The following is a 25075-nucleotide window of genomic DNA, read 5'->3' as shown; positions in this document are numbered from 1 at the left end:
TCTCAACAAGCTCAGCCCGGCCCCTTAAACGGTACCGGGCTTCCTTTGCCTCACAACCTGCACGCTTTACGTTCGTCGGCAGGCAATTAGTTTTTCCGGGAAGTCAATTTGGCTTGCGTAAACAGCAGCAAATAATCGTAGCCGCCTGCTTTGGAGTCCGTGCCGGACATGTTGAACCCGCCGAACGGATGCACGCCGACCAAGGCGCCGGTACACTTGCGGTTGATGTACAGATTGCCGCAGTGCATCGTTTCCAGCGCTTCCTCGATCCGCTCTTCGATCGTGGAGAAGAAAGCGCCCGTCAAGCCGAATTCGGTGTCGTTGTACATCGCAATCGCTTCTTTCCAGTCCTTCGCTTTGCCGATGGCGAGCACCGGTCCGAAAATCTCCTCTTGCATGATCCGCGCTTTGCCGTCCACGTCGGCAAATACCGTCGGCTCGATATAATAGCCGTTGCCTTCCGCCTTGCCGCCGCCTGCAAGCAGCTTGCCTTCCGTCTTGCCGATCTCGATGTAGTTCAAAATTTTATCGTAGGAGCCTTGATCGATAACCGGTCCTGCCGGCGCATTGGTTTCCGGCAGCCCGACTTGCAGGGCTTTCGTCAATTCGACGACCTTCTCGACCACTTCGTCGTACACGGACTCGACGATAAACGCGCGCGAGCCGGCGGAGCATTTCTGGCCTTGGAAGCCGAAAGCCGAAGCGACAATCGCTTGGGCCGCCGCTTGAAGATCGGCCGTTTCGTCGACGACAATCCCGTCTTTTCCGCCCATCTCCGCAACGACGCGCTTGATCCAGATTTGCCCCGGAGCCGTCTCCGCCGCCAAGCGGTTAATGCGCAGCCCGATTTCCTTGGAGCCGGTGAAGCTGACGAAGCGCGTTTTCGGATGCGTCGTCAAATAATCGCCAACTTCCGCGCCGCTGCCCGGAATATAGTTAATGACCCCGGCAGGCAGCCCCACTTCTTCCATCAACGCCACGAATTTATGAGCGATGACCGGCGTCGTGGACGCAGGCTTGAGCAGAACGGTGTTGCCGGATACGACAGCGGCCGTCGTCATGCCTACGCAAATCGCCAGCGGGAAGTTCCACGGAGGAATCACGACGCCGACGCCAAGCGGAATGTACGTCAGGTTGTTCGTCTCGCCCGCAATTTTCGTCAATGGCTGGGTTTCGTTGATGCGGCTCAGGCGCAGCATTTCCCGGGCATAAAACTCGATGAAGTCGATCGCTTCCGCGGTATCCGCATCGGCCTCCGCATAGTTTTTGCCGGATTCCAGAATCATCAGCGCGGAAAACTCGTGCTTGCGCTGACGCATCAGCTCCGCCGCTTTAAACAAATAGTCCGCGCGCTCCGCAGCCGGAACTCGTTTCCACGATTCGAACGCCTGCAAAGCAACCTGCATCGCCTCTTCGGCCAAAGCCTGATCGGCTTTGCTGACGCTGCCGATCACTTGATCCTTGTCTCCCGGGTTAATCGATACGATTCGCGCTTCAGTCATCACTTTTTTGCTGCCGATATGCAGCGGGTAATCCCGGCCAAGCTCGGCCTTGACCTTGGCGAGTGCGGCTTCCATCGCTTTCTTGTTCTCTTCCGTGCTGAAATCCGTAAAGGGCTCATTTACAAACGGGCTTACTTTCATCAATGTATTCATTGGATTAGTCCCCTCTCAATTCATAATGAATGGATTATTTAAACATATTTTTCAGCACAAACCAGACATTCGCCGGACGTTCCGCCAACCGCCGCATAAAGTAACCGAACCAATCGATGCCGTACGGAACGTAGACACGCACCTTGTAGCCTTCCGCGACCAAACGGTTTTGCAGTTCTTCACAAATCCCGTAAAGCATCTGGAACTCGAAGCGGTCGTTCGGGATGCCGTGCTCTTTGACAATCTGCTTGGTAAACTCGATCATGTTCTCGTCATGGCTGGCAACCGCCGTATAGTTTCCGTTCAGCAGATGCATCTTGATGATCTTCTTGTAATTCTCGTCGACATCTTTCTTTTCCGGGAAGGCCACCTTCGGAGACTCCTTATAGGCTCCCTTCACCAGGCGCAGATTCGCCCGCAGCTCGTTCAAATCCTTGATGTCCTGCTCCGTGCGGAACAAGTACGCCTGAATGACGATGCCGACGTTGTCGTAGGTCTGACGAAGCTCGCGGTAAATATCGAGCGACACTTGACAGTGGGCGTAATCCTCCATATCGATCCGCACGAAATTACCATATTCCCGGGCTCTGTCCAAAATTCTACGCATGTTGTTCATGCACAGCTCTTTGTCGATATCCAGCCCGAGCGAAGTCATCTTCAGGGAAAGATTGGATTGAACGCCCGATTCCGCAATCGCATCCAACGTGCGCAGACACATATCGGTCGATTCCATGGCCTCGGCCTCGGTGGAAATAAATTCGCCCAAATGGTCCAACGTGACGACCCGGCCCGACTGATTCAGCTTGCGAACCGCTTCAATCGACTGCCCGATTGTTTCGCCTGCGACGAAGCGGGCCGCGCCGAAGCGCAATCCATATTTTTTCGCCAATTGATTCGCGGAGCGGTTCTTTCCTATCGCTTGAAACATATTCCGCATGAGCACTTCCATGGACACCGAATCCTCCTTCTAAAACCATCCATTGTTGTCGTATGAAAGCGTTATCTGTATTTACACTATACAATCAAAAGACGAAATTGTACACATATTTAACAATAATTTTGTTTATTTTTAATTATATTGTCTATTTTTGAACACTCTTGGGCTTAATTCGAAAATAAATCCCTACGCCGAGCATGGTTAAAAGCCCGCCGGCCGCCTGAAGCCAGGTAGGCTGTTCGTTCAATAACAGATAGGCCAAAATGATCGCCAATACCGGTTCTCCGATGACCGCCATGGACACCGTCGTCGCGTTCACGTAGGCCAGCAGCCAGTTGAACAGCATCTGCCCCATCACGGTAGGGATCAGTGCCAGCAGCACAAAAATGCCCCAGTCCGTCGGCGAATAATCCGTAAGTGTATAATGATTGAACACATTAAACACAAAGAGCAGCAATGCGGCAATAATAAAAACAAACAGGCTGTACAGCATGGACGGAATTTCTTTCATCAGCTTTTGCCCCGCCATCAAATAGAGCGAGTAACTGAGCGCTCCCGCAATCGACAGCATATCGCCATAAAGAGCTTGCCCGGAGAAGCCGATATCTCCCCAGCCGATCAATACCGATCCGACCAGGGCGACGATCAAGCTGACCACGCCTTGAACGGAGGTCCGCTCTTTAAACAAGAAAAAGGAGCCGATCATAATAAAAACAGGCTGCAGCGTCAACAAGATCATGGAGCTGGCAACGGAAGTATGCTTTAACGACTCCATCCAGAAAAGAAAGTGCAGACCAAGAAACAAGCCGGACAGCACCAGCAGCAAGCTGCCCTTAAAGCTCCAGGAAAACCGGCCGGCTCCCGTTTGCTTCCACGGCCTGAACGGAAGCAGCAGCACAATTGTGAACAAAAGTCGGTACATGCCCATGATCGAGGCCGGAGCCGACGACCACTTAATAAAAATGGAAGATAACGCAACGGAGAATACCCCGACAAACAGCAAGGCATATGGCGACACGGGCAGGCTGCCGCGTTTCGTCGTTACGGCCGGTTGGGACAGCGATTCCTCTAAAGAACGAGCCATCAATGAACTCCGAGGTAAGCCTTGACCACGTTGTCGTCCGCAAGCAGGTTGGCGGCACTGTCTTCCATCGTAATGGAGCCCGTTTCCAGCACATAGCCGCGATGCGCCAGTTTGAGCGCCGCCTTTGCGTTCTGCTCGACCAGCAAAATCGTCGTGCCTCGCTGTTGGTTGATCTGTTTGATGATCTTCATAATGTCGATGACGATGATCGGCGCAAGCCCCATCGAAGGCTCGTCCAGCATCAGCAGCTTAGGCTCCGACATGAGAGCCCGGCCGATGGCCAACATCTGCTGCTCCCCGCCGCTTAACGTTCCCGCCATTTGCTTGCGGCGCTCGGCCAACCGGGGGAACATTTGAAAGACCATGTCCAGATTTTGCGCCAGCTTCGCCTTGTCCTTTTTCTTGATGAAAGATCCGAGCTCCAGGTTTTCCGTCACCGTGAGGCCGCCGAACACCCTGCGCCCCTCCGGCACGTGCACGACGCCCATTTCCACGATCGTATGCGGCTCTTTTTTCGTCAGGTCTTCCCCCATAAACGCAATGCTGCCTTGAGCCGGACGGATCAGCCCGGATATCGTTTTCAAAATCGTGCTTTTGCCGGCGCCGTTGGCCCCGAGCAGCGTGACGATTTCACCCTGCTTCACCGTAAAATCGACACCGCGGACCGCCTGGATTTTGCCGTAGAACGTTTCCATGCGCTTCACGTCGAGAATGGTGCTCATACCGCCTCATCCTCCTCTTCTTTGCCCAGATACGCTTCGATCACCCGGGGATCGTTCAGCACATCCTGCGGCGTGCCTTCCGCCAGCTTTTGCCCGTAATTCAGCACCATAATGTGATCGGAAACTTTGTTGATCAGCCCCATATCGTGCTCGATCAAGACGACGGGAATGCGGTAAGCTTCGCGGATTCGTCCGATCAGACCGATCAGATCCTGCTTCTCGCTAAAGTTGAAGCCCGCCGCCGGCTCGTCCAGGAAAAGGATTTTCGGCTGAATCGCCAAGGCGCGCGCAATTTCCAGATAACGCTGGGCGCCGTATGGCAGGTTTTTGGCAAGCCGGTCGGTGTACGCTTCAATCCCGACAAAACGGATGCACTCCTCGGCCACCTGCCGAATCCAGGCTTCCTCCTTGCGGTGACCTGGCGTTCGCAGCAGCGCTCCCATCAGTCCTTGCTTCGTTCTGGAGTGCATCCCGGCCATCACGTTCTCCAGCACGGTCAGGTTCGGAAATACGCGCAGGTTCTGAAAGGTCCGGGCCATGCCCATCGACGTAATCTGACTCGGCTTCTTCCCGACGATATTCACGCCGTCGAATAAAATTTCGCCGCGCGTCGGCCGGTAAAAGCCCGTGATCATATTAAACAAAGACGTTTTCCCGGCCCCGTTCGGCCCGATGACGCTCATTACGGCATTGTCCGGAATGTTAAAGCTCAGATTGTTGACGGCCGTCAATCCGCCGAATTGGAGATGCAAATTGGAAATTCGCATGTTCGCCATTTAACTCACCTCGGATTGCTTATTCTTTACCCCGGCTCTCGGGAACGAGTCCTTGCGGGCGGAAAATCATCAGGATCACCAGCGCGACCCCAAAGACAAGGAAACGGTAACGGTCGATATCCACATCCAAATGAATGAGCTTATTCAGATCCCGAAGCGACTCGGGAAGCACGATGACGATGATCGCGCCGATCACGACGCCGGAAATCCGGCCCAGACCGCCCAGGATCACGGCCAGCAAAATCATGACCGACTGCATGAAGTTGAAGCTTTCGGGCGCGATCGCCGTCATTTTGACCGCAAACACCGCACCGGCCAGGCCGCCGAAAAAAGCTCCTACCGAATAAGCGGCCAGCTTGCTGCGCACCCGGTTAATGCCCATCGCTTCCGCCGCGTCCTCATCCTCCCGGATGTACGCCCACGAGCGCCCGATTCTCGACTGCCCGAGCCGCTTGGAAGCTACGATCGCAATGACCGCCAAAATCAAAATTGCCCAATAGCAGTACGTTAGATTGTTGATCGTAATGCCCATGAAGGTCGTCGGGGAGGGAAACGGGCTCATGATGCCGTAAATCCCGGAGGCCCCGCCGGTAAAATCGAGGTTTTTGGCCGATATTTTGACAATTTCGCCGAAGCCCAGCGTGACGATCGCCAGATAGTCGCTGCGCAGCCGGAGGGTCGGAGCGCCGATAATGAGGCCGGCCACGGCGGCGAATATTCCGCTAAGCGCAAGGGCCAGGAAAAAATTCATGTGAAACTGCGTCATGAAAATGCCCGTCGTATAGGCGCCGACCGCGAAAAACGCGGAATACCCGAGGTCGAGCAGCCCGGCGTAGCCGACCACGACATTCAGTCCGAGCCCCAGAACGATATAGAACACGGCGAGAAAGCCGACGTCCAGCCAGTAAGGCCCGGCGAAGAAAGGGAAAAACGCAGCCAGCACCATCAGCGCCGCGAGCGCCGAGGATTTGGCATTGATTTTCGGGCGGTTTAGAACAACGGTTTGCTTCGTCGCATTTTCCATACCTTACATCCTCTCCGTTACTTTTTGGCCCAAAAGGCCCGTCGGTTTGACCACCAGCAGGACGATGAGAATGAAGAACGCAAAGACATCCTTCCATTCGCCGCCGAATTGGTACGTGCCGACCGTCTCCAGCACGCCCAGCATCAAGCCGCCGAGCATCGCCCCGCGAATGTTGCCGATTCCGCCGATAACGGCCGCCGTGAAGGCCTTCATGCCAAAAATAAAGCCCATCGTAAACGTAAGGCTGCCGTAATAGCTCGCGTTCATCATGCCGGCGGCCGCGGCCAGGAAAGAGCCGACGAAGAAAGTCAACGAAATCACTTTCGTCACGTTGATGCCGACCAGACTGCTCGCTGTCTGATCGATCGCAATCGCTCGCATCGCTTTTCCATAAATTGTCCGATGAACGAACCATTGCAGAGCGAGCATTAAGATGGCCGAGAATACGATGATTCCGATCTGGGCATACGTAATTTTGGCGCCGAGCAGCGAGAACCCGGTCGTCGGGAGCGTTACGGGCATAATATACGGCTTGGCGCCGTATCCCGCCATAATCGCATTCTCCAGCACGAGCGACATGCCTACCGCGGTAATCAATATCGATAAACGGGGAGCCTTCAGCAGCGGCCTGTAGGCGATCCGTTCGATTCCCATCCCTAAAAATCCGGTAACTACCATCGCGATTACAAAAGCCAATCCCATCCCCAGCAAGCTTTCCCCCGTACCGGTCAGCTTGGCCAGTACCGTGTAGCCGACGAAAGCGCCGACCATAAACAAATCGCCATGCGCAAAATTAAGCAGTTTGATGATGCCGTATACCATTGAATAACCGAGCGCGATTAAGGCATAAAAGGAACCTACGATCAAAGCGTTAATCAACTGCTGCACAAAAATGTCGGTGGTAAGATGAAATTCCATCGGACCGCTCCTTTTTTGAAAAGATACGCGGCACGATCTTCACATGCCGCGTGTTCGAATTTCAAGGTTCAAGCTTACTTCGAAGGAGCAAATGTGCCTTCTTTGACTTGCAGTACGACAAAGTTGGACTTGGTCAACGTGCCCTGCGGGGTAAAGGAAACTTGCCCGGTGAGCGTTTTCAAATCGGATTTGGCCAAAGCTTCGGTAATCGCCTTCTTGTCGGTGGAGCCGGCGCGCTTGATGGCATCGGCCATCAGCTTGATTCCATCGTATTGCAGAGCGGAATACGGACCCGGCTCCTGGGAGAACTTTCCTTTATAATCATCGATGAACTTCTTGGCATCCGGCAGGAATTCCGCCGTCGGACTGTTGGTGATGAACGTGCCTTCAGCCGCAGCTTTACCGGCAATGTCGATCAGCATCTTGTCGTTCGCTCCGTCGCCGACTCCGATGATGCCGGAAACGCCTTGCTGCTTGAACTGCTTAATGAACAGGCCTCCGCCCTTGTAGTACGCCGTCCAGTATGTCGCGTCGGGCTGTGCTTGCTTCAGCTTGGACACCAGCGAGGAGAAGTCCGTTTCGTCCGGGTTCACGGCGTCGAATATGACGACTTTCGCGCCCGCGCTCTCTACCTGCTTCTTCGTGACTTCCCCCAAGTCTTTGGCGAAAGCGGAGTTATCGTGAATAATCGCAATTTTTTTCGCTTGATTTTTGGTGACCATATACTCCGTCGCCATTTGCGCCTGGTGCACCCCGGTGCCGTTGATCATGAAAATTTCCGGAAATTTCTGATCGGCGATTTTTTGCGAGTTTGCGGCCGTAATGACCGTCGGAATGCCGTTTTGATGGAATACGCCGGTAGCCGGGATCGCGGCGCCGGAGCAATAGCCGCCGACGACGGCGGTGACGCCTTCGGATACGAGCTTGTTGGCGGCAGCGGTAGCGGTCTGCGGATCGCAAGCGTCGTCCTGGGCGATAAGCTTGATTTTGCTGCCGTTAATCCCACCGGCGGCGTTGATCTCATTGGCCGCCAGTTCCGCAGCCTGCTTCATGTCCTGGCCCATTTTGGCCTCGTTGCCGCTTAACGCGAACATCATCCCGATTTTAATTTCCTTGCCCGAGGCCGATCCTTCCGTCGAACCTGTCGCAGACTTCGCTCCGTCGGGATCCCCCCCACAAGCAGTAAGCGCTAACATTCCCAAGATAACGGTTGCAATTCCAATCGAAGTTTGCTTTTTCATCGTTTTAGACGACCTCCCGAGATTTTATCTTTATGAAGTAACCGCTTTCACGAACCTTTTGCAACGAATACGCTTTTCTTTTTATCTACCGTGTACTTCGTTAGGTCGGTCGTGGCCGTTTCGCGGCGACTCGCGCCGCAAACGAAGCGGATAAATCAACAATGGGGCATAACCATGAATGGACAGTTGACAGCAGCATGTTCAATAGACGGAGTGTAATGATTTCTTACGCGCATGGAGTTTTCAAGTCTGATGAATGGACGTTTTACTAATCTTGTTGGATCACCGCCGTCTTTCGGACGGCTGAGGAGCTTGAGCCGATGGGTTAAAGATATGAACCGTTTACAAAAACTTGACCTTTTCTTTGTGAAATGACATCGTTCCACAAAATGTGTTATTTCCGCCCCTTTGCAGTGTTAAATTTGCTTACACAGCCGATTATACACACGCATTGTCCTTTTGTACATACTTTTGACAAAAAAAGTTTCGACACTTGTTTTCATGTTCAAAAATGAACATATTAACCATGAAAAATAATCCAAAAGACCGCTTGCCTTCAGTTGTAACCCGTTCTTTTTCATGTTAAATTTAATTATAAAACTCATGCGAGGCCGCCTATGTTCAATGCTGAACAATTACCTATTCATCGACAACTGCATATGCTTCCTCTTCATTCGACAATCGGCGAAATTTCGACACGCCTGCGTCAGGACGGCGCCGTCTGCATCCTGAAGGATAACGGCGCTTACTTGTTTACCGCCGGGGACCTTTGGCTTTTCGAGCACGGGCACGAGAACACGATCGACGAATTGCCCGGCAGCCCGAATCTGCTGTCATCCGTTCTGCCCTATTCGGAGGCTGCCGCCGGGAACTATGAGAGCTTCATGCGGCTGCCTGCCGCGACCCAGCGGCCTGTCGTCTTCCGGGAAGCGGACGGAACCGTGGTCGGCTACAGCTATATGGCCGAGCTGCTGACCTTCGTTTATAAAGAACGGCAGCGGCTTGACTCCTACTTCTTCACGCTGGCCGAAACGGTAACCGATGCGGTCACGGTCGTCGACCAAACCGGCACGGTAATCTGCTGGAATACCGTCGCCGAAGAGACGTACGGCATCGCTAAGAAAGATATATTGGGAAGACGCATCGGCGAGCATTTCAAGCCGGAAGCGCTTATGGTGCTCCGGATGCTGGACGAGGGCCGGATGATCCGCAATACGTATCACCGCCCGCGTCCCGGCAATCACGTGCTCGTTAACGCTTCTCCCGTTATGGATTATAACGGCCATATTATTGGCGGGATTGCCACGGAGCAGGACATCACCCAATTGGTCCGTCTGAACGACGAGCTTTCTTCGACCCATATGGCGCGCTTCGATGAACAGGCGAGCCAAGAGGACCCCTTTTCCTTCATCAAGGGCAAAGGCGAGCTCATCGGCAATGCGATCCGGCTGGCGCGAAAAGTGGCCGGGGCCGAAAATCCTTTGCTGGTCATCGGGGAAGCCGGAGTGGGCAAGGAACAGCTCGCCCAAGTGATCCATCAAGCCAGCCCGCGGGCCGACAAGCCGTTTATTACGCTGCATTGCGGTTCCGTTCCGGCCGGATTGCTGGAAACGGAGCTCTTCGGCTTTCAGGGGGGCGCTTTCTCGGGAAATCAGACCGGCAGCGCGGGTAAATTGGAACTGGCCGATCAAGGCACGCTGTTCCTGAACGAGATTGACCGGCTGCCACCCGACATTCAAGCGAAGCTGTCGCAGTATATTCAGACCCAAACGGTCGTCCGGACGGGAGGAACCGTGCCCGTTCCGGTACATGCCCGCATCATCGCGGCGACCGATCAGGATCTCCAGAAGATGGTCGAGAAGCAGTTGTTCCGGTCCGATCTATATTACGCGCTGAACGTCATTTCCATCGCGCTGCCTGCGCTTCGCGAGCGAAAGGAAGACATCCCTTCGCTGGTTCAAACGTTCGTCAGACAATTCGCGCTGCAGTATCAAAAGCCGGTTCCGCAGCTCGATCCTGAGGTCATGCTCGCGTTCTCCAATTACGATTGGCCGGGGAATATTAACGAGCTGATGAGCGTCGTGGAGCGATGCCTGATTCTCAGCGAAAACGAACGCATTACGATGACCAATCTCCCTCCGCATTTGCAAAAGGAGCAGCCGCAGCTGGACAAGCCCAAAGCGGAGCAGCCTGACCAGCAATTGCGAATATTGAAAACGCGGAATACCGAGGAAGAGGAAAAATCGTTAATCGAAGACGCCTTGGCCAAGACGCTCGGCAACAAGAGCGCCGCAGCCAAGCTGCTGGGCATTTCCCGGGGAACCCTGTATAACAAAATGAAGGAGCTTCATCTGGGATAACCCGGCCGCCGGCTGAAAAATAATAGCGGCAACTCCGAGGGCATGACGATGCCGCCCTGCGGAGTTGCCGCTTTTGCGTCAGGCTTGACCTTCTTGTTTGCACAGTACGGAGCCGAGCCTGAGCCAGGTAGCGCCTTCTTCAATCGCGACTTCAAAATCGCCGGACATGCCCATCGACAGGTGCCGGACTTCGTACCCGAGCGCCCCCGCTTCGTTCAGCTCGTCGCGAAGCTGCCGCAGCCCGTGGAATACGGGCCGGGCCGCTTCGGCATCCCGGTCCAGCGGAGCCATCGTCATCAAGCCGACCACCTGTACGGCATCCAGCTTGGACACCTGCCGCGCGAACGGAACAAGCTCCTCCGGCGGCAGGCCGTATTTGCTCTCCTCCCCGGACACGTTCACTTGAATAAAGCAGCGGATCGGTTCGCCTAAAGCGTCCGCTTTTCGCTGAATTTCCGTCGCCAGCGACATCCGGTCCAACGAATGGATATACGCGAACTTGCCGACGACGTCCTTCACTTTGTTCGTCTGCAGATGGCCGATAAAATGCCAGATGCCTTGACCTCCCAGCGCCTCCCACTTCGGCTGCGCGTGCTGCCAGCGGTTTTCGCCGATGTGCGCCATCCCTAGCTGCAGCATCTTCGCCGTCAAATCGGCGGAGCCGTATTTCGTAACGGCGATGATCCCGACGTCCTCCCGGCGCCTCCCGGCGCGAAGGCACGCAGCCCGAATGCGGCGCTCGGCCGCGGCCAAATTAGACGATATGCCGTCCATCGCCCGCCCCTCCTCTTCGTAAATTATACCGCCCGAATTCGCCGCTAATCCGCGAAATACGCCTTGGCCCGGTACAGCCCTTCCGCCAGCCGGTCGACTTCCTCTTCCGTATTGTAGGCAAAAAAGCTCGCCCGGGCGGTCGCTTGCGCCCCGAGCCGTCTCATCAGCGGCTGGCAGCAATGATGCCCCGCCCGTACGGCCACCCCGTACGCATCCAGCGCTGTCGCCAAGTCGTGCGGGTGGATGCCGTCCAGGTTAAAGGTCACCATCCCGATGCGCCCCTCCGTCGGGCCATAGATGGTCAGGCCTTCGATCCGCTTCATCCGGGCGACGGCATAAGCGGTCAGCTCCAGATCGTGCTTCTCGATCGCATCCATGCCAATTTGCTCCAAGACCTCGATCGCCGCGCCCAGGCCCACCGCTCCGGCAATGATCGGCGTGCCCGCTTCGAACTTCCACGGCGCCTCCTTCCACGTCGCTTCCCGCAGATCGACATGGCCGATCATCTCGCCGCCGAATTCGACCGGCTCCATCGCCGCCAGCAGCGCCCGTTTCCCGTACAGCACGCCGATGCCGGTCGGACCGCACATCTTATGCCCGGAGAACGCATAGAAGTCGCAATCCAGCTCCTGCACGTCCACCTTCCTGTGGGCGACCGCCTGCGCTCCGTCGACGAGCAGCTTCGCCCCGCACCGGTGCGCAATCTCGGCGATTCCCTTGACCGGATTGACGGCGCCGAGCACGTTGGAGATATGAGAGACGGCGACGATTTTCGTTCTTGAGGTAACCGTTCTTGCCACGTCCTCAAGCGAGAGAGTACCGTCCTCCTGCAACGGGATATAGTTCAATACGGCCCCTGTCGCCTTGGCCGCCTGCTGCCACGGGATGAGGTTGGCGTGATGCTCCATCGGGGTAAGGACGATCTCGTCCCCTTCCCTGCATATCGCCCTCGCGTACCCGGCCGCGACCAGATTAATGCTCGCCGTCGTCCCGCGGGTAAAGACGATTTCCGCCTCCGAGGCGGCATTCACAAAACGCGCAACCTTGGCGCGCGCCCCCTCGTACGCCTCGGTCGCCCGCGAGCCGAGGGTATGCACTCCGCGATGCACGTTCGCGTTGTCCCATTCGTAGAAGCGCTTCAGCGCTTCGATGACTTGAACCGGCTTCTGCGCCGAAGCCGCACTGTCCAAATACGTCAGCGGATACCCGTTCACCTGCTGCTTCAATATCGGAAACCATTCGCGCAAGGCCGAAACGTTCATCCGGCTCCCCTCCTTTTTCCTTTAGAAAATCGCGTTCGCTTCGACGATGACTTTAACCTCGCGCAGCGTCAAATCCTCCGGTCCCTTCACCGGAAGCCCGACCTCCAGATGATCGGCGATATAATCGATATGCCGCTCGCCGATCACTTCCCCGGGAAGCAGGATCGGGATGCCCGGCGGATATACGTAGATCGATTCCGCGATGATGCGGCCGGCCGATTCCCGAAACGGAATCTTCTCCGTGTCCCCGTAGAACGCGTCCCGCGGCGTTAGCGAGAGCTGGGGGATATCCGGCAGACGGATGTCGCGCTCCGCCGCTTGGCGCCCGCTGCCCCGCTCCTTGGCAAGCTCCTCCAACGACCGCAGCAGCACGGCAATCGATTCCTCCGTATCCGCCGGGGTAATCAGGCACAGGATATTGTACAGGTCGCTTAGCTCCACCTCCAGATTGTGCCGGTCCCGCAGCCGGTTTTCCGCTTCGTACCCTGTCATGCCGAGCCCCCGCACATGGATCGTCAGCTTGGTCGGGTCGAAATCGTATGCCGTCTCCGTCCACAAAATCTCCTCGCCGAAGCAGAACAGCCCGGGAATTTCGTTAATTTTCCGCCGGGCCTCCTGAGCCAGCCGAATGGTCCGTTCGGCCATTTCCCTCCCGCGTGTGGCGAGATTTTTGCGGGCGGCATCAAGCGATGCGAGCAGGATGTACGAGGTCGACGTCGTGGTCAGCATGCTGAACAGCGTCTGCGCCCGCTTGACCGAGACGAGCCCTTCCCGCACATGCAGCAGGGAGCTCTGCGTCAGCGAGCCGCCCAGCTTGTGCATGCTGGTCGCCGCCATATCGGCTCCCGCCTGCATCGCCGACATGGGCAGCTTGTCGTGAAAATGGAGCAGCGCCCCGTGCGCTTCGTCCACCAGCACCGGAATACGGTAGCGGTGGGCCGTCTCGACCATCGCCTGCAGATTCGTGCAAACGCCGAAATAGGTCGGATTGATGACGAGCACCGCTTTGGCGTCCGGATGCATCTCAATCGCTTTTTTCACCGAACGGACGGAAATCCCGTGGTCGATCCCCAGCTTCTTGTCCCGCTCCGGGGACACGAAAACCGGCTTGGCCCCGGAGAAGATGATGGCGGACAAAATCGACTTATGCAGATTGCGCGGCACGATGATTTTGTCCCCCGGTCCGCAGACGGTCATGATCATGGTCATAATGGCGCCGCTGGTGCCCTGCACCGAGAACAGCGTATACTCCGCCCCGAAGGCGAGCGCCGCCAAGCGCTGCGCTTCCCCGATGACGCCCGTCGGCTGGTGCAAATCGTCCAGCGGCGCAATATTGATCAGATCGATGGACAAGGCGTTGTCGCCGATAAACGATTTAAAGCCGCGTTCCATCCCCTCCCCTTTTTTATGCCCGGGGATATGAAATTGGTGCGGCTGTCTTTGCACATGCTCCAGCAAGGCGGAAAATAGCGGCGTGCGCTGATGGTCGATCATGCAGATTCCCTTTCTTTCTCTCTGGATGGTATACTTACGGAGTCCAGTATAAGCCCGCCAAACCTATCGTTCAATTCAATTATTCGTATCATAATCATAGCTTGAACCTATCGTTTAACCCTTTTTGTGTACCGCGGCAGCCTTGCCGTCCGGGCGTCGTTTGACCTTACGATCGTTATTGCAGTATCATGATATATTGTAATTAAAAGAATAGGGTTAATCGGAATGAATGGAGGAATACAGATGAGCCGTATCGCGAAAAACTTAACGGATCTGATCGGGAATACCCCGCTGCTGGAATTGTCCAATTATCATAAAAAGCAAGAATTAAAAGCGACCTTGCTGGCGAAGCTGGAATTTTTCAACCCGGCCGGGAGCGTCAAAGACCGGATCGGCTATGCCATGATCATCGATGCGGAAGAGCGGGGACTCATTCGCCCCCAGGAGTCCGTCATCATCGAGCCGACAAGCGGCAATACCGGCATCGCCCTCGCTTCCGTAGCGGCTGCCCGGGGCTATAAGCTGATCCTGACCATGCCGGATACGATGAGCCGGGAACGGATCAATCTGCTCAAGGCGCTCGGCGCCGAGGTCGTGCTGACGCCGGGCGGCGAAGGGATGCCTGGCGCGATCCGCAAAGCGGACGAGCTGGCGGCGGAAACGCCGCATTCGTTCATCCCCCAGCAGTTTAATAACCCGGCCAATCCGGCGATCCACCGGAAGACGACAGCGGAGGAAATATGGGCGGACACGGACGGCAAAGTCGATATTTTTGTCGCAGGCGTCGGGACCGGCGGAACGGTGACGGGCGTCGGCGAAGTGCTGAAGCGCCACAATCCGGCCGTACGCATCGTTGCGGTGGAGCCGCACGATTCGCCCGTGCTGTCCGGCGGCAAGCCGGGGCCTAACCGCATCCAGGGGCTGGGCGCGGGCTTCGTGCCGGAAGTGTTCGACCGGGCCGTCATCGACGAGATCGTCAAGGTGCGCACGGACGACGCCTACCGGACCTCCAGGCTGCTGGGGCAGCAGGAAGGACTGCTGGTCGGCATGTCGTCGGGCGCCGCGGCCTTTGCCGCTACGGAGCTGGCGATCCGGCCCGAGAATGAGGGGAAAACGATCGTCGTGCTGCTGCCGGATTCGGGCGAGCGGTACTTGTCGACCGATCTGTATCAGGAAGAATAGCTGCGCATAATAAAGAAGACGTACGCGGAACGATTGCCAAGGCGATTGCGGTTCCTGCGCACGTCTTTTTTTAATATCAAAAGCCCTATTTGATGACAAGAACAGGAATCCGGGCGTGCTGCACGACATGATGGCTCACGCTTCCGAGTACCCATTCGTTGAGGCCGGACAAGCCTCGGCTTCCGATCACGATGAGATCCGCCCCGATCTCCCCTGCATAATCCAGGACGGAGTCCGCAGGCTGACCTTGCATCAAACTGGCTTTCGCGTTCGGAAGCCCGGCGATTTCCCGGTTCGCTTGGTCGATGAGAGATTGCGCATGCTGTATGTACTCTTCTTCATAGCTTCGCGGAGGTGATACGACCGCTTCGCCGATGACGACAACGGGATGATGCAGCACATGGACGACCTCAAGCTTGGCGTTTGACTCTGCCGCCAGCTCTTTCGCTTTGGCCAAAGCTCTTTGGGACAGTTCGGAACCGTCGTAAGCAACCAATATACTTGTAAACATGGCAACCACCCTTTCGGAAATCGATAGCAGGCAACATAACAAGTATAGCACACCTGACGGACAAATTAGAAAAGCTTGTCCCAACGCCGCCATCGGCACGACAGCAGAGCCGGAAGCCGGCCTAGCGGGAAGCCTCCCTATAATTCCGACTATTCCAAAATGATTTGTATGGTAAGCGCAGACCTCTTGCTCTATAATAGATTTACGACTGGAAGCCAAGCTTGCATTTTACACACGGGAAGGGGCTTTTTCGATTGACAGACCTCGCCAGGTACATTCAAGGGCAGGAAAAACTCGTGCCCGATTTTCATGAGCATTTAAAAGTTATTTTACTCGGGACCGGATCGCCGCGGGCGGTCTGCGGGGTTGCCAAACCGGGCGTGGCCGTGCTCGCCGGCAGCAAAATATTTCTCGTCGATTGCGGAGCGGGAACCGTCGGCCAGCTTCTTCTGGCCGGCATCATGCCCCAGCGCATTTCTGACGTGCTGTTCACGCATCACCACAGCGATCACAACTCCGGCTTTTTCGACGTGTTCATCAGCAGTTGGAGAACGCATGTCGTCCCGGGCGCCGTCTACGAGAACCGCACCGTTCCGATGCAGGTGTACGGTCCGGTAACGACCCGGGACATTATCGGAAAAATGGAAGCGTCGTTCGCCTTCGACGTCGATCTGCGAATCAATTACAACAAATCCGCCTTGGGCGGTTCGAGAATCGAGTATCATGAATGCAACGAAGGCGTCGTATACGATCGGGACGGCATCCGGATTACGGTATTTGAGGTCGACCATCGTCCGGTATACCCGGCCGTCGCCTACAAATTCGAATACAACGGGCAAGCGGCCGTCATCTCGGGAGACACCGTTCCGGTAGACAATATGGTTCGTTACGCCCAAGGAGCGGACCTGCTCGTTCACGAGGCTTACAACAAGGAATGGCTCGACGCCCTGATTGCCCTGTATCCGGAGCAGGCCACAGGCCTTGGCAATCCGGCGAAATACCATACGACGACGCTGCAAGCGGCCGAGATCGCCCGTCAGGCGAACGTCAAGCATCTGCTGCTCACCCATCATATTCCGGCTCCGGCCAAAACGCCGGAAGCGGAAGCGGCCTACATCCGGGGCATGAGTGAGATTTATGGCGGACCGATTACGGTTGGCCGGGATTTGATGGAGGTAGATCTGGGCGCGCCCCTGCGGAAGCCTGAATAAATGCGGCGCCGTTTTTTCAAGCGCGCTTCAAAATTCCTTGCCTTCTCAGCTCGCGGATCATTTGCAAGGCGCGCTGCTTGTAGGAATGCTTCTTCACGGCCTGCAGTCCGGCTTTGCGGATCCGCTCGCGCTGTTCGGGATGGGTTAAATAGTAGCGGACCAGCCTCATCGTTTGCTGAGGCGAGGAGGAGACGGCCAGATGTTCGCCTGGCTTAAACAATCGTCTGATCTCCGGCGTATCGCTAGTGAGAAGAAAGCCACCCGAACCGAGAATTTCATACGTGCGCTGAGTCACCTGGGTGAGCTTGTTTTGCAATCCGATATTAATTTTTGCCGAGCTGTAGACTTGATTCGCTTTGGGGTAGGACAAGTACCCGTGAATCCAGCTTTTGGGGATGTCGGCGCCGAGAAACCGCTTCATGGCTCCCCATTTTCTCCCCCAAAAATCGATGCGAATCTTATGCCGGACAAGAGGGCTGATTAATTTGCGGAGCGATTGCTTGCGGTAATGCTTCGGATATTTGCCCAGATTCCGGGGATACGCGTTGGCGACAACGGCGATGCTGCACCGGTATTGATCGCTGGCTTTGACGGGTCTGTGCACCTTGGGGTGGTAACCGAAATCCAAGTGTGCGGACCGGATGCCCATCCTCCGGTAATCCTTCACCCGGGAACGGCAAATGGTAAACACAAAATCCGGCTTCACGGCCCGGATATACGGAAGGGTAAAATATTCCGTATGGGTCGGGTCCTCTGTCGCCCAATACACATGCGGAATTCCCGATCTGCCGACATATTTTCGAATCCACTTCCGATTGTGCTGCCTGTGCACAGGGGTCCATCCGAGGGAGACAATGAGATGAGGCCGGAAACGGGCAATCTGCGTTTGAAGGCCCCTTGGGGTCAGGGGACCGGATATTTTCACCTGATGTCCCGCGTCGCGGAAGCCGTTCGGGAGACCGTGAATCCACATCGGATGGCTTTCCAAAAATAATACGCGCATAGTCTGCACACCTCTTATGGTAGGAATTGGCAGCGAAACGATACCTTCGATAAGGTACAGAATGTAAAGCCGTTCCGCTTTAAGCCCTGGATGACAGCGGGCAAAGCCTCAAGTGACGTTTGATTGAAATCGTGAAAAAGAATGACAGCCCGCCGCTTGAATCGGCTCCCTTCGAGCACCTTGCGTACGATCGTACCGGCAGTCGGTGGCGGCTTTTCCGCATCGTCCGAATCGACGTTCCAGTCATAATGCCGGTAGCCTGCCTCCCGCATCCTCTTCACCAGAAGAGGCATCAATCTCCTGCCTCCATATTTCCGGCTTACCCGGTTACTGGTTCCCCCGGGAAAACGAAGAATGGGCGCCGGCCTCTTCCCCGTAACGCGTACCAAAAACGATTCCAACCGCCGGAAGTCTCTTACATAATCGTCTACCGAACGGTAAATCAAGCGGTAATCGTGCGTGAAGGAATGATTGCCGATCGCGTGGCCTTCCCGTACCATTCTCCTGTACAGCCGGATGGCGTACCTCGCCGGATTGCCGACGACAAAAAAGGTCGCCTTCACCCGATGTTGGCGGAGCAGGTCAAGAATAACGCCGGTATTCCGGAGCGGCCCGTCGTCAAACGTAAGAAAAGCGACCCTGTTTCTCCCGCTTTTCTCCATCTATTCCTCCCTCCTTTAATGAGAAAACAGGGATTAGCGGTTTCCAATAATGCCGTGCCTCCGCAGCATGCTTAACAATAACCTCGCCCGGTGCGTATAGCTATGCTTCGCAATCGCCTTTCGGCCCTGACGCCGGATACGCTCCCTTCCCGCGGCATCCTTCAAGTAACGGCGTACCGCCCGGACGGTTTGCGCCGGTGAAGAAGTCACGGCAACCTCGTATCCCGGCTTCAGCAGCTTTCGGACCCCCGGCGTATCGCAGGTAAGCAAAAATGCTCCCGAGCCCGCAATTTCGTAGGTGCGCTGGGTGGCCATGTCCCGGTAATTTTGCAGACCGAGGACGATTTTCGCCGAGCTGTACGCTTTGCTTGCGTCCTTGTACGGCAAATAGCCGTGAATCCACTGACGCGGAATGCGGCGCCCCAGATAAGGCTTCATTTTGTCCCAGTCCCGTCCGTAAAAATCGACGCGGAATCCGTGCTGCAGCAAGGGGCGGAGGAGCATCCGGATCGCCTCCCGGCGAAAATGCCCCGGGGCCTTCTGCAGAACCGACGGATAGGCGTTAGCCACGACCGCAATATCGCACGCATATTTTTTCGAAGGCTTCACCCTGCGATGAAGGCTGGGATGAAACCCGAAATCCAAATGAGCGGCGGCAATTCCCAGCTTGCGGAATTTCCGGGCCGTTTTGGCGGAAATCGTAAACACGTAGTCGGGCCGCATCCTCCGGATGAGCGGAAGAGTGAACGTCTTCGTAAAATGAGGATCTTCCGTAGACCAATACACGAGCGGGATCCGCGCGGCCTTGGCGTATTTTCGCATCCATATTTGTTTTTTTCTGGTATGATCCGGCCCCCATCCGACGTTGACGATCAGATTCGGACGGAAGGAAGCCAGGATGGCGGGAATGCGGCGCTTCGTCAGCGGTCCGGACATCCGTACGGTATGCCCCAGATCGCGCAGTCCATCCGGCAGGCCTCTGGACCAGATCGTTCCGTTCTCGAAAAAGAGGATTCTCATACTCGGGCTCCTTTCGTTGACATCCGTCATGACAGACGCACGGTCAGGCTGTCCCCCATGTGGAATATAGTATAGGTATAAGGAGGGATTCCGTGAAAAACCGCGACCAAGCGATTTATAAAACCGAAACCAAGCAAAAACGGGTTGCCTTGACGTTCGATATCGGATGGGGCAGCAGAGTACCGGGTCCGGTGCTCGGTATTTTGCGGAAAAAGAAGGTGGCTCAGGCTACTTTTTTCCTTTCCGCTTCATGGGCGGCCCGCCACCCCCGCCTTGCCCGCGCCATCCGCTCCAGAGGCTATGAAATCGGCTCCCATGGAGACCTGCATGTCAACTATACCGGGCGTGGGAACCGGTGGATTCACCGACAGGTGAAAAAGGCGGAGGGTGTCATCCGCAAGGCAACCGGGGTGAAGCCCGTTCTGTTCCGGCCGCCCAACGGCGATTTGAATGCCCGCGTCGTAAGAAAGCTGCGAATGCTCGGGTACCTGACGATTCATTGGAGCGTGGATTCGCTGGATTGGAAGAAGCCGGGAGTGAATGCCATCGTACGGCGGGTGCTGAACGCCGTGAGACCGGGAGACATCGTCCTGATGCATGCGAGCGATTCCGCCAGTCAAACGGCGAAGGCCTTGCCGAAAATTATCGACCGCTTGCGTGCCAGAGGCTACCGGCTGCTTAGCGTATCCAACCTTCTTGCGGGCCGGCCCCGCGTCCATTCCGTAGCCCGGTCCCGCCCCGGCCGCGCTGTAGAATCCCGTGTTTCCTCAACACGCGCAAAATATACTGCGCACGATGCAAGTAGGCGTGCGGAGCGGCAGCGCGCACCGCGTTGCGGCGTATGCGCTCGCAGGCCCCGGGCTGCCGGGCGTATTTCCGGATCAGGCTTCGCGTCATCTTCTCGGAAGAAGTGACGAGAAGATCGCGGCCGGGGCGAAACGATCGGCGTATTTCGGGCGTGTCGTTTGTAACGATAAGCCCTCCCGAAGCCATAATTTCATAAGTGCGCTGGGTGAGGCGGTCCCCCGCATTTTGCGGACAAATGACGAACTTGACCGAGCTATATACCTTGTTCGCTTCCGGATAAGGGATATACCCGCGAATCGATTTTTTCGGGAGGCGCGTCCGGAAAAAGCCTCGCATCTTGTTCCAATAACGTCCATACAATGAAACGTCAAGGCCTTTTGCCAAAAACGGGTTGACCAGCGTACGGAGAGACTTGAACCGGAAATGGCCCGGCTTCTGCCGGTAAAGCTGTATATAGCCGTCTGGAAAACTTCCGGTGATACCCGGGGTCTTCCGTCGCCCAATAAACGAGGGGAACTTCGGACTTCCGGACGGCCTTTGAAATCCGCAGCTGCTTTTCCACCGTATCATTGGCCGGCGTCCATCCCATGACGATGACAAGATGGGGGCGGAAGAGGCCGCTTGCCTGGGACGTGTTTGCGTCCGGGAAATACGTTCTGACCTGATGACCAAGCTGCCGAAACCCGTTAGGCAAACCGTGAACCCACATCGGATGATTTTCCAAAAATAAAATCCGCAAGCAAGCGATGCCCCCCTTTCAGGAAGGAACGTATTCCTATCTATGCTATGTAGCACAAGTGCCGGGGTCATGTGCGAACGCCCTTTGGCGCGAAAAAAACGAAACCCAATTTGAACAACGCAAAAATGCCGACCTCTCCTGATGGAACGGAGAAAACCGGCATTTTTCATGATTTATTCGACCCTACGCGGACACCGCCGCGCGGATCAGCTTTCTTTCAACTTGCGCACTTCCTCGATGCTCGGATAAAAATCCGGGCTCGCGCTCAGCAGCCAGTTGCGGTGCTGCTTCGCCGTTTCGTCCTGCTCCGGCTCGCCGTACGCCCACTCTTCCCCGATGCCGACGGCATAGTCCTTCATCAGCATGAGCAGCGCGGCGCTCCATTGTCGCGTGCCGCTGATCGTCGGCACAAGCGGGTAGTACTCGTCATGAGCGGCGCGAATGAGCGCATGCGACACTTCCTGCAATAGCGGCGGAACCTCCGCCTCGTCCAGCTTCTCGACGATCTCGGGCGGCAGCTGGACCTCGTCCGTCGAAGCGTACTGCTCGTACACCTCCGGTGTCACGAGCCCCTTTTCCTTGGCCGCCCACAGCTTCACGCGGTCCAGCGCAGGCTTGTAAACGGCCGGAACGGAAATGGTCAGCTCCGGCTTCGGGTTATCCAAGTCGATAACGAACGACTCGTTGAACTTGTAGAGCTTCGCATTGCCGCGGACGCCAAGCCAGCGGAGCGCCAGCAGCGCGTGCGTCCGCACCTTCGGCTCGATGGCGACGTTCCGGCAGACGCGGCGCAGCAGCTTTTCGCTTCGTGTGTCGGGCAGCATGCAGAGCAGGCGCACCGCCGAGAGCGCCGAGTCCTTGTCCTCGAGCCACCACTGCAGCTGCTCGTAAATCGTATCGACCGGCGCTTCCAGCAGCCAGTCCAATTGAATCGGACGCGCCGCGTACTCTTCCAGCGTCAGCATGCCGCGGCTGTGCAGCGATTCCGCGCCGTACTTCGCGACCAGATCCTCGTAAGCCCGCTCCGCGTCCTCCGCAATTTCCGTGAACGCCAGCTTGTCCTTTTCGGGGATGCCGTTGAATTCCACGATCCGGCGCAGCCATTCGGCCAAAGCGCGCGGATTTTGCTGCCACATCATGAAGACGAAGGTCAGCAGATCGCGGTCGAAATCCAGGCCCGGCTGCAAGGCGAAGCGGGCGAGCGTCGTGCGGATCTCTTCCTCCCGGCGCATCAAACTCAGCGAAAGAATGAGTCCGTTCCATGCGTTTCCGTTGAATTCGTTTTCTTTTATAGCCCGATAAAAGCAAAAGGCGGCCGCTCCGTACGATTCCATCTGGAGATGATGGCGGCCATACCCGGTCAGTTCGTCGTTTCGACTCATGTTCTACCCCCGTGAAATATGGATATCCCCAATATACTGGGAAACGGGCGCAGACTCAAGTTTTTTTGCAAACTCAGCCGATCTCAATCGTTGCAAAAGCGTGCGGCAGCTCCCGCCGATGTTGTCCGGATGCCGCCACTCCTCCCGGTCTCCCAGGCAGCCGCAGACGAATTCCGTCTCCCCCAAGCGCACCCGCTTCCGGTAGTGCACGTGACCGAACACCGCGAGCGCTCCTCCCATTTTCCTGTTCGCAAACGGACCTCCGGGCCTGCAGGCAAACAGATCTGCAGACGCGTCACAAACCGAATTTGGCCGGTGTATCATCAAGATGTCGCCATCGAAAGATCTGAGATACGCCGCGCCGATGGGGATTCCTACCATATGTCCTTGCCGAAAGAAAGGGGCATATCACCATGCAGCAAACCACAATGAATGACATTGCGAAAACCCCAAAATGGAGCGCCTTCGAACGCTTCACCAAGAGATGGGTATGGCCCGCTTACGCCGGCTGTGTCTGGGCGCTCATCTATGCGGTGTTCGTCCGGTCCTATCAAGCGGCCGGCGGAGCTATAGGCATGTCGGGGCAACCCAGAAACCCTGAATCGGGGTTATATGGCGAGCTACATAAGCTTTTAACCGCCTGTGCCGCGTAAGGCTTACACAGAAAATTTGGGCATTGACAACGAAAACAAGCCCGGATTATGATACATATGATATATTCCTAGTATTTCTATCGTAAATATTAATTATCGACCAGTCCACTGGAGAGACATGATTGTGCCATGCCTTCGAAGCTTCACCGCTTCGGCGCCTGGTCCATTGATGTCTATTTTTTAATCTCATTTACTTCATCGCTGCGGAGGGATTAGCATGTCGCTGGACAACATCGAAATCGACGAGCGATGGTTAAAGGAAATCGCCGAGTTTCCCTTGGTGGAAGCGCTGTTCGACCGCCGTTCCCGGCGTTTTTTCCGGGGGAAATTCCGGACGGATCGCTCGCCTATAAATTCGAGCACGAGCCGCTGCCGCTCGACAATCTCGAGAAGCTGCTCATTTTGCTTGCGGTCGGGGGCGTCACAGGATGGCACCATTCCGTCACCCGGCGCGTTCCTTGCATTTCCCGTCGGCGATCTGGCGCAGCATACGATTGCCAATCTGTGCTTCTACGTGCAGAACGGGCTGAGCATCTACGATGACGTGAACACCAGAAAATCCCGGGACTTGAGCAATTCGCCGATATCATCGACGTGGAAAATCCGCTGCCGCTGACGTTCCTCGACCAATATTCGCTGTCCGAGCTGCCCCCTCCGAGCGCACGCCGATCGAGCGTCAGGCTCCTTGAGGGGGCAGCCCTTGATTTCCATTTGGGAAAATTTTGCAAAAACAACCGTTTTGCCTTATGATCAATAAGTATAATCCGACCATATCCATTCGGGAGGGACACAAATCATGTCGTCAACCCGTCTGCTTATTTTGGGCGTTCTGCTTAAACGTCAACCGATTCACGGATACGATGTGCGCAAGGAGCTGGAAATTTGGCATGCCGGCAAGTGGGCGAACATCGCTTACGGGTCCATCTATTTTGCGCTGAATAAAATGGCTTCCGAAGGGCTTGCGGAAACGGCCTCCTCCGAGAAAATCATCGAAAATAAAAAAGGACCTGCCCGAATCGCTTACCAAGTAACCGAGAAGGGAAGGCAGGAATTCGAGCGGCTGCTGGACAAGGCCATATGGGAATACAAGCCGGAGTTCGATTCGTTCCACATCGCGCTGATGTTCATGAACCGCATTTCGAAGGATCATCTGCTCGGCGCCTTCCGCCATCGGATCAACCTGCTCCGCGCCGATATCGAGAGCTTTAAAGCCACCGCCGATTTCAACCTTTTTCCCGCCAATACTCCTCATTATTTAAGCGAAAATTTGCGGCTCTTCTCGGCGCGGCTGGAAGCCGAGCTGCGTTGGATCGAAGGCATGGTCGGCAAACTCGAGCAAGGCTTGCTGTTCTGAACCGGACCGAACTTATTTGTGCTCATTTATACAATATTTCATAATCCGTTGAATTCCTTATCGAAACGATCGAAAAGGAACGGATGCGATGCCGGATCGCTTTTTATCTGCAGCAAGCGCAGGACGCCGGATAGCTCCCCGCATCCGGCGTCCTGAAAACCCGCTTTTGCCCGACGTTTACGCATGACCTTGCTGCCTCATCAGCCGGCCGCAGCGATTTTTCGCCGACCGGCGGCTTGAATCCTGACAGACATCAAAGCCGCGATGAAGCAGGTTAAGCCCGCCAACATAAACGGCAGCGTAT

General features: G+C 55.9%; 25 protein-coding genes and 1 pseudogene. 7 read left to right on the top strand and 19 right to left on the bottom strand.

Going from position 1 to position 25075, the window contains the following annotated elements; all coding sequences use genetic code 11:
• Positions 1–86: 86 nt before the first annotated feature.
• The 8 genes from pruA to QJ48_RS05345 form a co-directional block, all read right to left on the bottom strand.
• Entirely contained in the window at positions 87–1655 is a 1569-nt protein-coding gene (gene pruA / locus QJ48_RS05380; protein WP_054972617.1) for an L-glutamate gamma-semialdehyde dehydrogenase, read from the bottom strand.
• Between the two features lie 34 nt (positions 1656–1689).
• Positions 1690–2604 carry a proline dehydrogenase family protein gene (locus tag QJ48_RS05375; protein WP_054972616.1) on the bottom strand — a complete coding sequence of 305 codons (915 nt, stop codon included), beginning with the start codon at positions 2602–2604 and terminating at the stop codon, positions 1690–1692.
• 133 nt (positions 2605–2737) lie between these two features.
• The gene (locus QJ48_RS05370; RefSeq protein ID WP_054972615.1) at positions 2738–3676 is read right to left on the bottom strand and encodes a DMT family transporter; all 939 of its coding nucleotides are present in this window, start codon (positions 3674–3676) and stop codon (positions 2738–2740) included.
• On the bottom strand, positions 3676–4398 hold the full coding sequence (locus QJ48_RS05365) for an ABC transporter ATP-binding protein (protein ID WP_054972614.1): 723 nt from the start codon (positions 4396–4398) through the stop codon (positions 3676–3678). The genes QJ48_RS05370 and QJ48_RS05365 overlap by 1 nt, the downstream gene beginning before the upstream one ends.
• A complete protein-coding gene (locus QJ48_RS05360; RefSeq protein ID WP_054972613.1) occupies positions 4395–5174 on the bottom strand; it encodes an ABC transporter ATP-binding protein in 780 nt (259 codons plus the stop codon). The genes QJ48_RS05365 and QJ48_RS05360 overlap by 4 nt, the downstream gene beginning before the upstream one ends.
• Positions 5175–5193: 19 nt before the next feature.
• Positions 5194–6198, bottom strand: coding sequence for a branched-chain amino acid ABC transporter permease (locus QJ48_RS05355; protein ID WP_054972612.1), 1005 nt, complete (start codon positions 6196–6198; stop codon positions 5194–5196).
• 3 nt (positions 6199–6201) lie between these two features.
• Positions 6202–7116: a branched-chain amino acid ABC transporter permease gene (locus QJ48_RS05350; protein ID WP_054972611.1), complete on the bottom strand. Its 915-nt coding sequence runs from the start codon at positions 7114–7116 to the stop codon at positions 6202–6204.
• Positions 7117–7190: 74 nt separating this feature from the next.
• On the bottom strand, positions 7191–8357 hold the full coding sequence (locus QJ48_RS05345; protein WP_054972610.1) for a branched-chain amino acid ABC transporter substrate-binding protein: 1167 nt from the start codon (positions 8355–8357) through the stop codon (positions 7191–7193).
• Positions 8358–8974: 617 nt separating this feature from the next.
• Between QJ48_RS05345 and QJ48_RS05335 the strand changes: the two genes are divergently transcribed.
• Positions 8975–10717, top strand: coding sequence for a sigma-54-dependent Fis family transcriptional regulator (locus tag QJ48_RS05335; protein WP_054972608.1), 1743 nt, complete (start codon positions 8975–8977; stop codon positions 10715–10717).
• Positions 10718–10795: 78 nt separating this feature from the next.
• Here the strand turns inward: QJ48_RS05335 and QJ48_RS05330 are convergent, their stop codons facing one another.
• The 3 genes from QJ48_RS05330 to QJ48_RS05320 are packed head-to-tail and all read right to left on the bottom strand — an operon-like array spanning position 10796 to position 14247.
• A complete protein-coding gene (locus QJ48_RS05330) occupies positions 10796–11491 on the bottom strand; it encodes a YggS family pyridoxal phosphate-dependent enzyme (RefSeq protein WP_054972607.1) in 696 nt (231 codons plus the stop codon).
• A 44-nt stretch (positions 11492–11535) separates the two neighbouring features.
• Entirely contained in the window at positions 11536–12753 is a 1218-nt protein-coding gene (locus tag QJ48_RS05325; RefSeq protein ID WP_054972606.1) for a cysteine desulfurase, read from the bottom strand.
• A gap of 21 nt (positions 12754–12774) precedes the next feature.
• Positions 12775–14247, bottom strand: a complete 1473-nt coding sequence (locus QJ48_RS05320) for an aminotransferase class I/II-fold pyridoxal phosphate-dependent enzyme (protein ID WP_082420358.1) — start codon at positions 14245–14247, stop codon at positions 12775–12777.
• A 243-nt stretch (positions 14248–14490) separates the two neighbouring features.
• On the opposite strand from QJ48_RS05320, the gene cysK reads away from it, so the two are divergent.
• Positions 14491–15429: a cysteine synthase A gene (gene cysK, locus QJ48_RS05315; RefSeq protein ID WP_054972605.1), complete on the top strand. Its 939-nt coding sequence runs from the start codon at positions 14491–14493 to the stop codon at positions 15427–15429.
• A gap of 85 nt (positions 15430–15514) precedes the next feature.
• On the opposite strand, the gene QJ48_RS05310 is transcribed toward cysK, so the two are convergent.
• Positions 15515–15940: a universal stress protein gene (locus QJ48_RS05310; RefSeq protein WP_054972604.1), complete on the bottom strand. Its 426-nt coding sequence runs from the start codon at positions 15938–15940 to the stop codon at positions 15515–15517.
• Positions 15941–16194: 254 nt separating this feature from the next.
• Between QJ48_RS05310 and QJ48_RS05305 the strand changes: the two genes are divergently transcribed.
• Positions 16195–17151 (top strand): MBL fold metallo-hydrolase, encoded by a 957-nt coding sequence (locus tag QJ48_RS05305; RefSeq protein ID WP_054972603.1) that lies wholly within the window; start codon positions 16195–16197, stop codon positions 17149–17151.
• A 16-nt stretch (positions 17152–17167) separates the two neighbouring features.
• Here QJ48_RS05305 and QJ48_RS05300 read toward each other — a convergent pair whose 3' ends face one another.
• From QJ48_RS05300 to QJ48_RS05290, 3 genes are read right to left on the bottom strand one after another with little or no spacing between them, the layout of a single operon-like run.
• Complete coding sequence (locus QJ48_RS05300) at positions 17168–18154, bottom strand: glycosyltransferase (RefSeq protein WP_054972602.1); 987 nt, start codon at positions 18152–18154, stop codon at positions 17168–17170.
• Positions 18155–18168: 14 nt separating this feature from the next.
• Positions 18169–18816, bottom strand: coding sequence for a polysaccharide deacetylase family protein (locus QJ48_RS05295; RefSeq protein ID WP_054972601.1), 648 nt, complete (start codon positions 18814–18816; stop codon positions 18169–18171).
• Between the two features lie 33 nt (positions 18817–18849).
• Positions 18850–19836, bottom strand: coding sequence for a glycosyltransferase (locus QJ48_RS05290; RefSeq protein ID WP_063858026.1), 987 nt, complete (start codon positions 19834–19836; stop codon positions 18850–18852).
• Between the two features lie 59 nt (positions 19837–19895).
• Between QJ48_RS05290 and QJ48_RS39445 the strand changes: the two are divergent.
• A pseudogene (locus QJ48_RS39445) lies at positions 19896–20315 on the top strand (polysaccharide deacetylase family protein); the annotation flags it as partial.
• Positions 20316–20514: 199 nt separating this feature from the next.
• Here QJ48_RS39445 and QJ48_RS39440 read toward each other — a convergent pair.
• The 3 genes from QJ48_RS39440 to QJ48_RS05270 all read right to left on the bottom strand — a co-directional run bounded on the left by QJ48_RS39440 (position 20515) and on the right by QJ48_RS05270 (position 22986).
• A complete protein-coding gene (locus QJ48_RS39440; RefSeq protein ID WP_369126834.1) occupies positions 20515–20829 on the bottom strand; it encodes a glycosyltransferase in 315 nt (104 codons plus the stop codon).
• A 759-nt stretch (positions 20830–21588) separates the two neighbouring features.
• Complete coding sequence (locus QJ48_RS05275) at positions 21589–22764, bottom strand: hypothetical protein (protein WP_054972597.1); 1176 nt, start codon at positions 22762–22764, stop codon at positions 21589–21591.
• Positions 22765–22767: 3 nt separating this feature from the next.
• A complete protein-coding gene (locus QJ48_RS05270) occupies positions 22768–22986 on the bottom strand; it encodes a hypothetical protein (RefSeq protein ID WP_157261524.1) in 219 nt (72 codons plus the stop codon).
• 191 nt (positions 22987–23177) lie between these two features.
• On the opposite strand from QJ48_RS05270, the gene QJ48_RS05265 reads away from it, so the two are divergent.
• The 3 genes from QJ48_RS05265 (at position 23178) to QJ48_RS05255 (ending at position 24771) form a co-directional block, all read left to right on the top strand.
• Positions 23178–23417 (top strand): hypothetical protein, encoded by a 240-nt coding sequence (locus tag QJ48_RS05265; RefSeq protein ID WP_054972595.1) that lies wholly within the window; start codon positions 23178–23180, stop codon positions 23415–23417.
• 217 nt (positions 23418–23634) lie between these two features.
• The gene (locus QJ48_RS05260) at positions 23635–24033 is read left to right on the top strand and encodes a hypothetical protein (protein WP_054972594.1); all 399 of its coding nucleotides are present in this window, start codon (positions 23635–23637) and stop codon (positions 24031–24033) included.
• A 180-nt stretch (positions 24034–24213) separates the two neighbouring features.
• The gene (locus QJ48_RS05255) at positions 24214–24771 is read left to right on the top strand and encodes a PadR family transcriptional regulator (protein ID WP_082420356.1); all 558 of its coding nucleotides are present in this window, start codon (positions 24214–24216) and stop codon (positions 24769–24771) included.
• Between the two features lie 38 nt (positions 24772–24809).
• On the opposite strand, the gene QJ48_RS36670 is transcribed toward QJ48_RS05255, so the two are convergent.
• Complete coding sequence (locus tag QJ48_RS36670; RefSeq protein WP_157261523.1) at positions 24810–24956, bottom strand: hypothetical protein; 147 nt, start codon at positions 24954–24956, stop codon at positions 24810–24812.
• Between the last annotated feature and the right edge of the window lie 119 nt (positions 24957–25075).

The sequence above is a fragment of the Paenibacillus sp. A3 genome, assembly GCF_001399685.1.
GTDB lineage: Bacteria > Bacillota > Bacilli > Paenibacillales > NBRC-103111 > Paenibacillus_G.
This window is presented reverse-complemented; position numbering and strand designations above follow the sequence as displayed.

Excerpts from the sequence above, each read along its gene's own strand:
- QJ48_RS05325 (WP_054972606.1), bottom strand. The coding sequence starts at position 12,753 with ATGAACGTTTCGGCCTTGCGCGAATGGTTTCCGATATTGAAGCAGCAG.
- QJ48_RS39440 (WP_369126834.1), bottom strand. The coding sequence starts at position 20,829 with ATGGCTTCGGGAGGGCTTATCGTTACAAACGACACGCCCGAAATACGC.
- QJ48_RS05345 (WP_054972610.1), bottom strand. The coding sequence starts at position 8,357 with ATGAAAAAGCAAACTTCGATTGGAATTGCAACCGTTATCTTGGGAATG.
- QJ48_RS05310 (WP_054972604.1), bottom strand. The coding sequence starts at position 15,940 with ATGTTTACAAGTATATTGGTTGCTTACGACGGTTCCGAACTGTCCCAA.
- pruA (WP_054972617.1), bottom strand. The coding sequence starts at position 1,655 with ATGAATACATTGATGAAAGTAAGCCCGTTTGTAAATGAGCCCTTTACG.
- QJ48_RS05275 (WP_054972597.1), bottom strand. The coding sequence starts at position 22,764 with ATGAGTCGAAACGACGAACTGACCGGGTATGGCCGCCATCATCTCCAG.
- QJ48_RS05350 (WP_054972611.1), bottom strand. The coding sequence starts at position 7,116 with ATGGAATTTCATCTTACCACCGACATTTTTGTGCAGCAGTTGATTAAC.
- QJ48_RS05320 (WP_082420358.1), bottom strand. The coding sequence starts at position 14,247 with ATGATCGACCATCAGCGCACGCCGCTATTTTCCGCCTTGCTGGAGCAT.
- QJ48_RS05360 (WP_054972613.1), bottom strand. The coding sequence starts at position 5,174 with ATGGCGAACATGCGAATTTCCAATTTGCATCTCCAATTCGGCGGATTG.
- QJ48_RS05260 (WP_054972594.1), top strand. The coding sequence starts at position 23,635 with ATGTCGCTGGACAACATCGAAATCGACGAGCGATGGTTAAAGGAAATC.
- cysK (WP_054972605.1), top strand. The coding sequence starts at position 14,491 with ATGAGCCGTATCGCGAAAAACTTAACGGATCTGATCGGGAATACCCCG.
- QJ48_RS05365 (WP_054972614.1), bottom strand. The coding sequence starts at position 4,398 with ATGAGCACCATTCTCGACGTGAAGCGCATGGAAACGTTCTACGGCAAA.
- QJ48_RS05300 (WP_054972602.1), bottom strand. The coding sequence starts at position 18,154 with ATGCGCGTATTATTTTTGGAAAGCCATCCGATGTGGATTCACGGTCTC.
- QJ48_RS05335 (WP_054972608.1), top strand. The coding sequence starts at position 8,975 with ATGTTCAATGCTGAACAATTACCTATTCATCGACAACTGCATATGCTT.
- QJ48_RS05295 (WP_054972601.1), bottom strand. The coding sequence starts at position 18,816 with ATGGAGAAAAGCGGGAGAAACAGGGTCGCTTTTCTTACGTTTGACGAC.
- QJ48_RS05355 (WP_054972612.1), bottom strand. The coding sequence starts at position 6,198 with ATGGAAAATGCGACGAAGCAAACCGTTGTTCTAAACCGCCCGAAAATC.
- QJ48_RS05330 (WP_054972607.1), bottom strand. The coding sequence starts at position 11,491 with ATGGACGGCATATCGTCTAATTTGGCCGCGGCCGAGCGCCGCATTCGG.
- QJ48_RS05255 (WP_082420356.1), top strand. The coding sequence starts at position 24,214 with ATGTCGTCAACCCGTCTGCTTATTTTGGGCGTTCTGCTTAAACGTCAA.
- QJ48_RS36670 (WP_157261523.1), bottom strand. The coding sequence starts at position 24,956 with ATGCGTAAACGTCGGGCAAAAGCGGGTTTTCAGGACGCCGGATGCGGG.
- QJ48_RS05265 (WP_054972595.1), top strand. The coding sequence starts at position 23,178 with ATGCAGCAAACCACAATGAATGACATTGCGAAAACCCCAAAATGGAGC.
- QJ48_RS05370 (WP_054972615.1), bottom strand. The coding sequence starts at position 3,676 with ATGGCTCGTTCTTTAGAGGAATCGCTGTCCCAACCGGCCGTAACGACG.
- QJ48_RS05290 (WP_063858026.1), bottom strand. The coding sequence starts at position 19,836 with ATGAGAATCCTCTTTTTCGAGAACGGAACGATCTGGTCCAGAGGCCTG.
- QJ48_RS05375 (WP_054972616.1), bottom strand. The coding sequence starts at position 2,604 with ATGGAAGTGCTCATGCGGAATATGTTTCAAGCGATAGGAAAGAACCGC.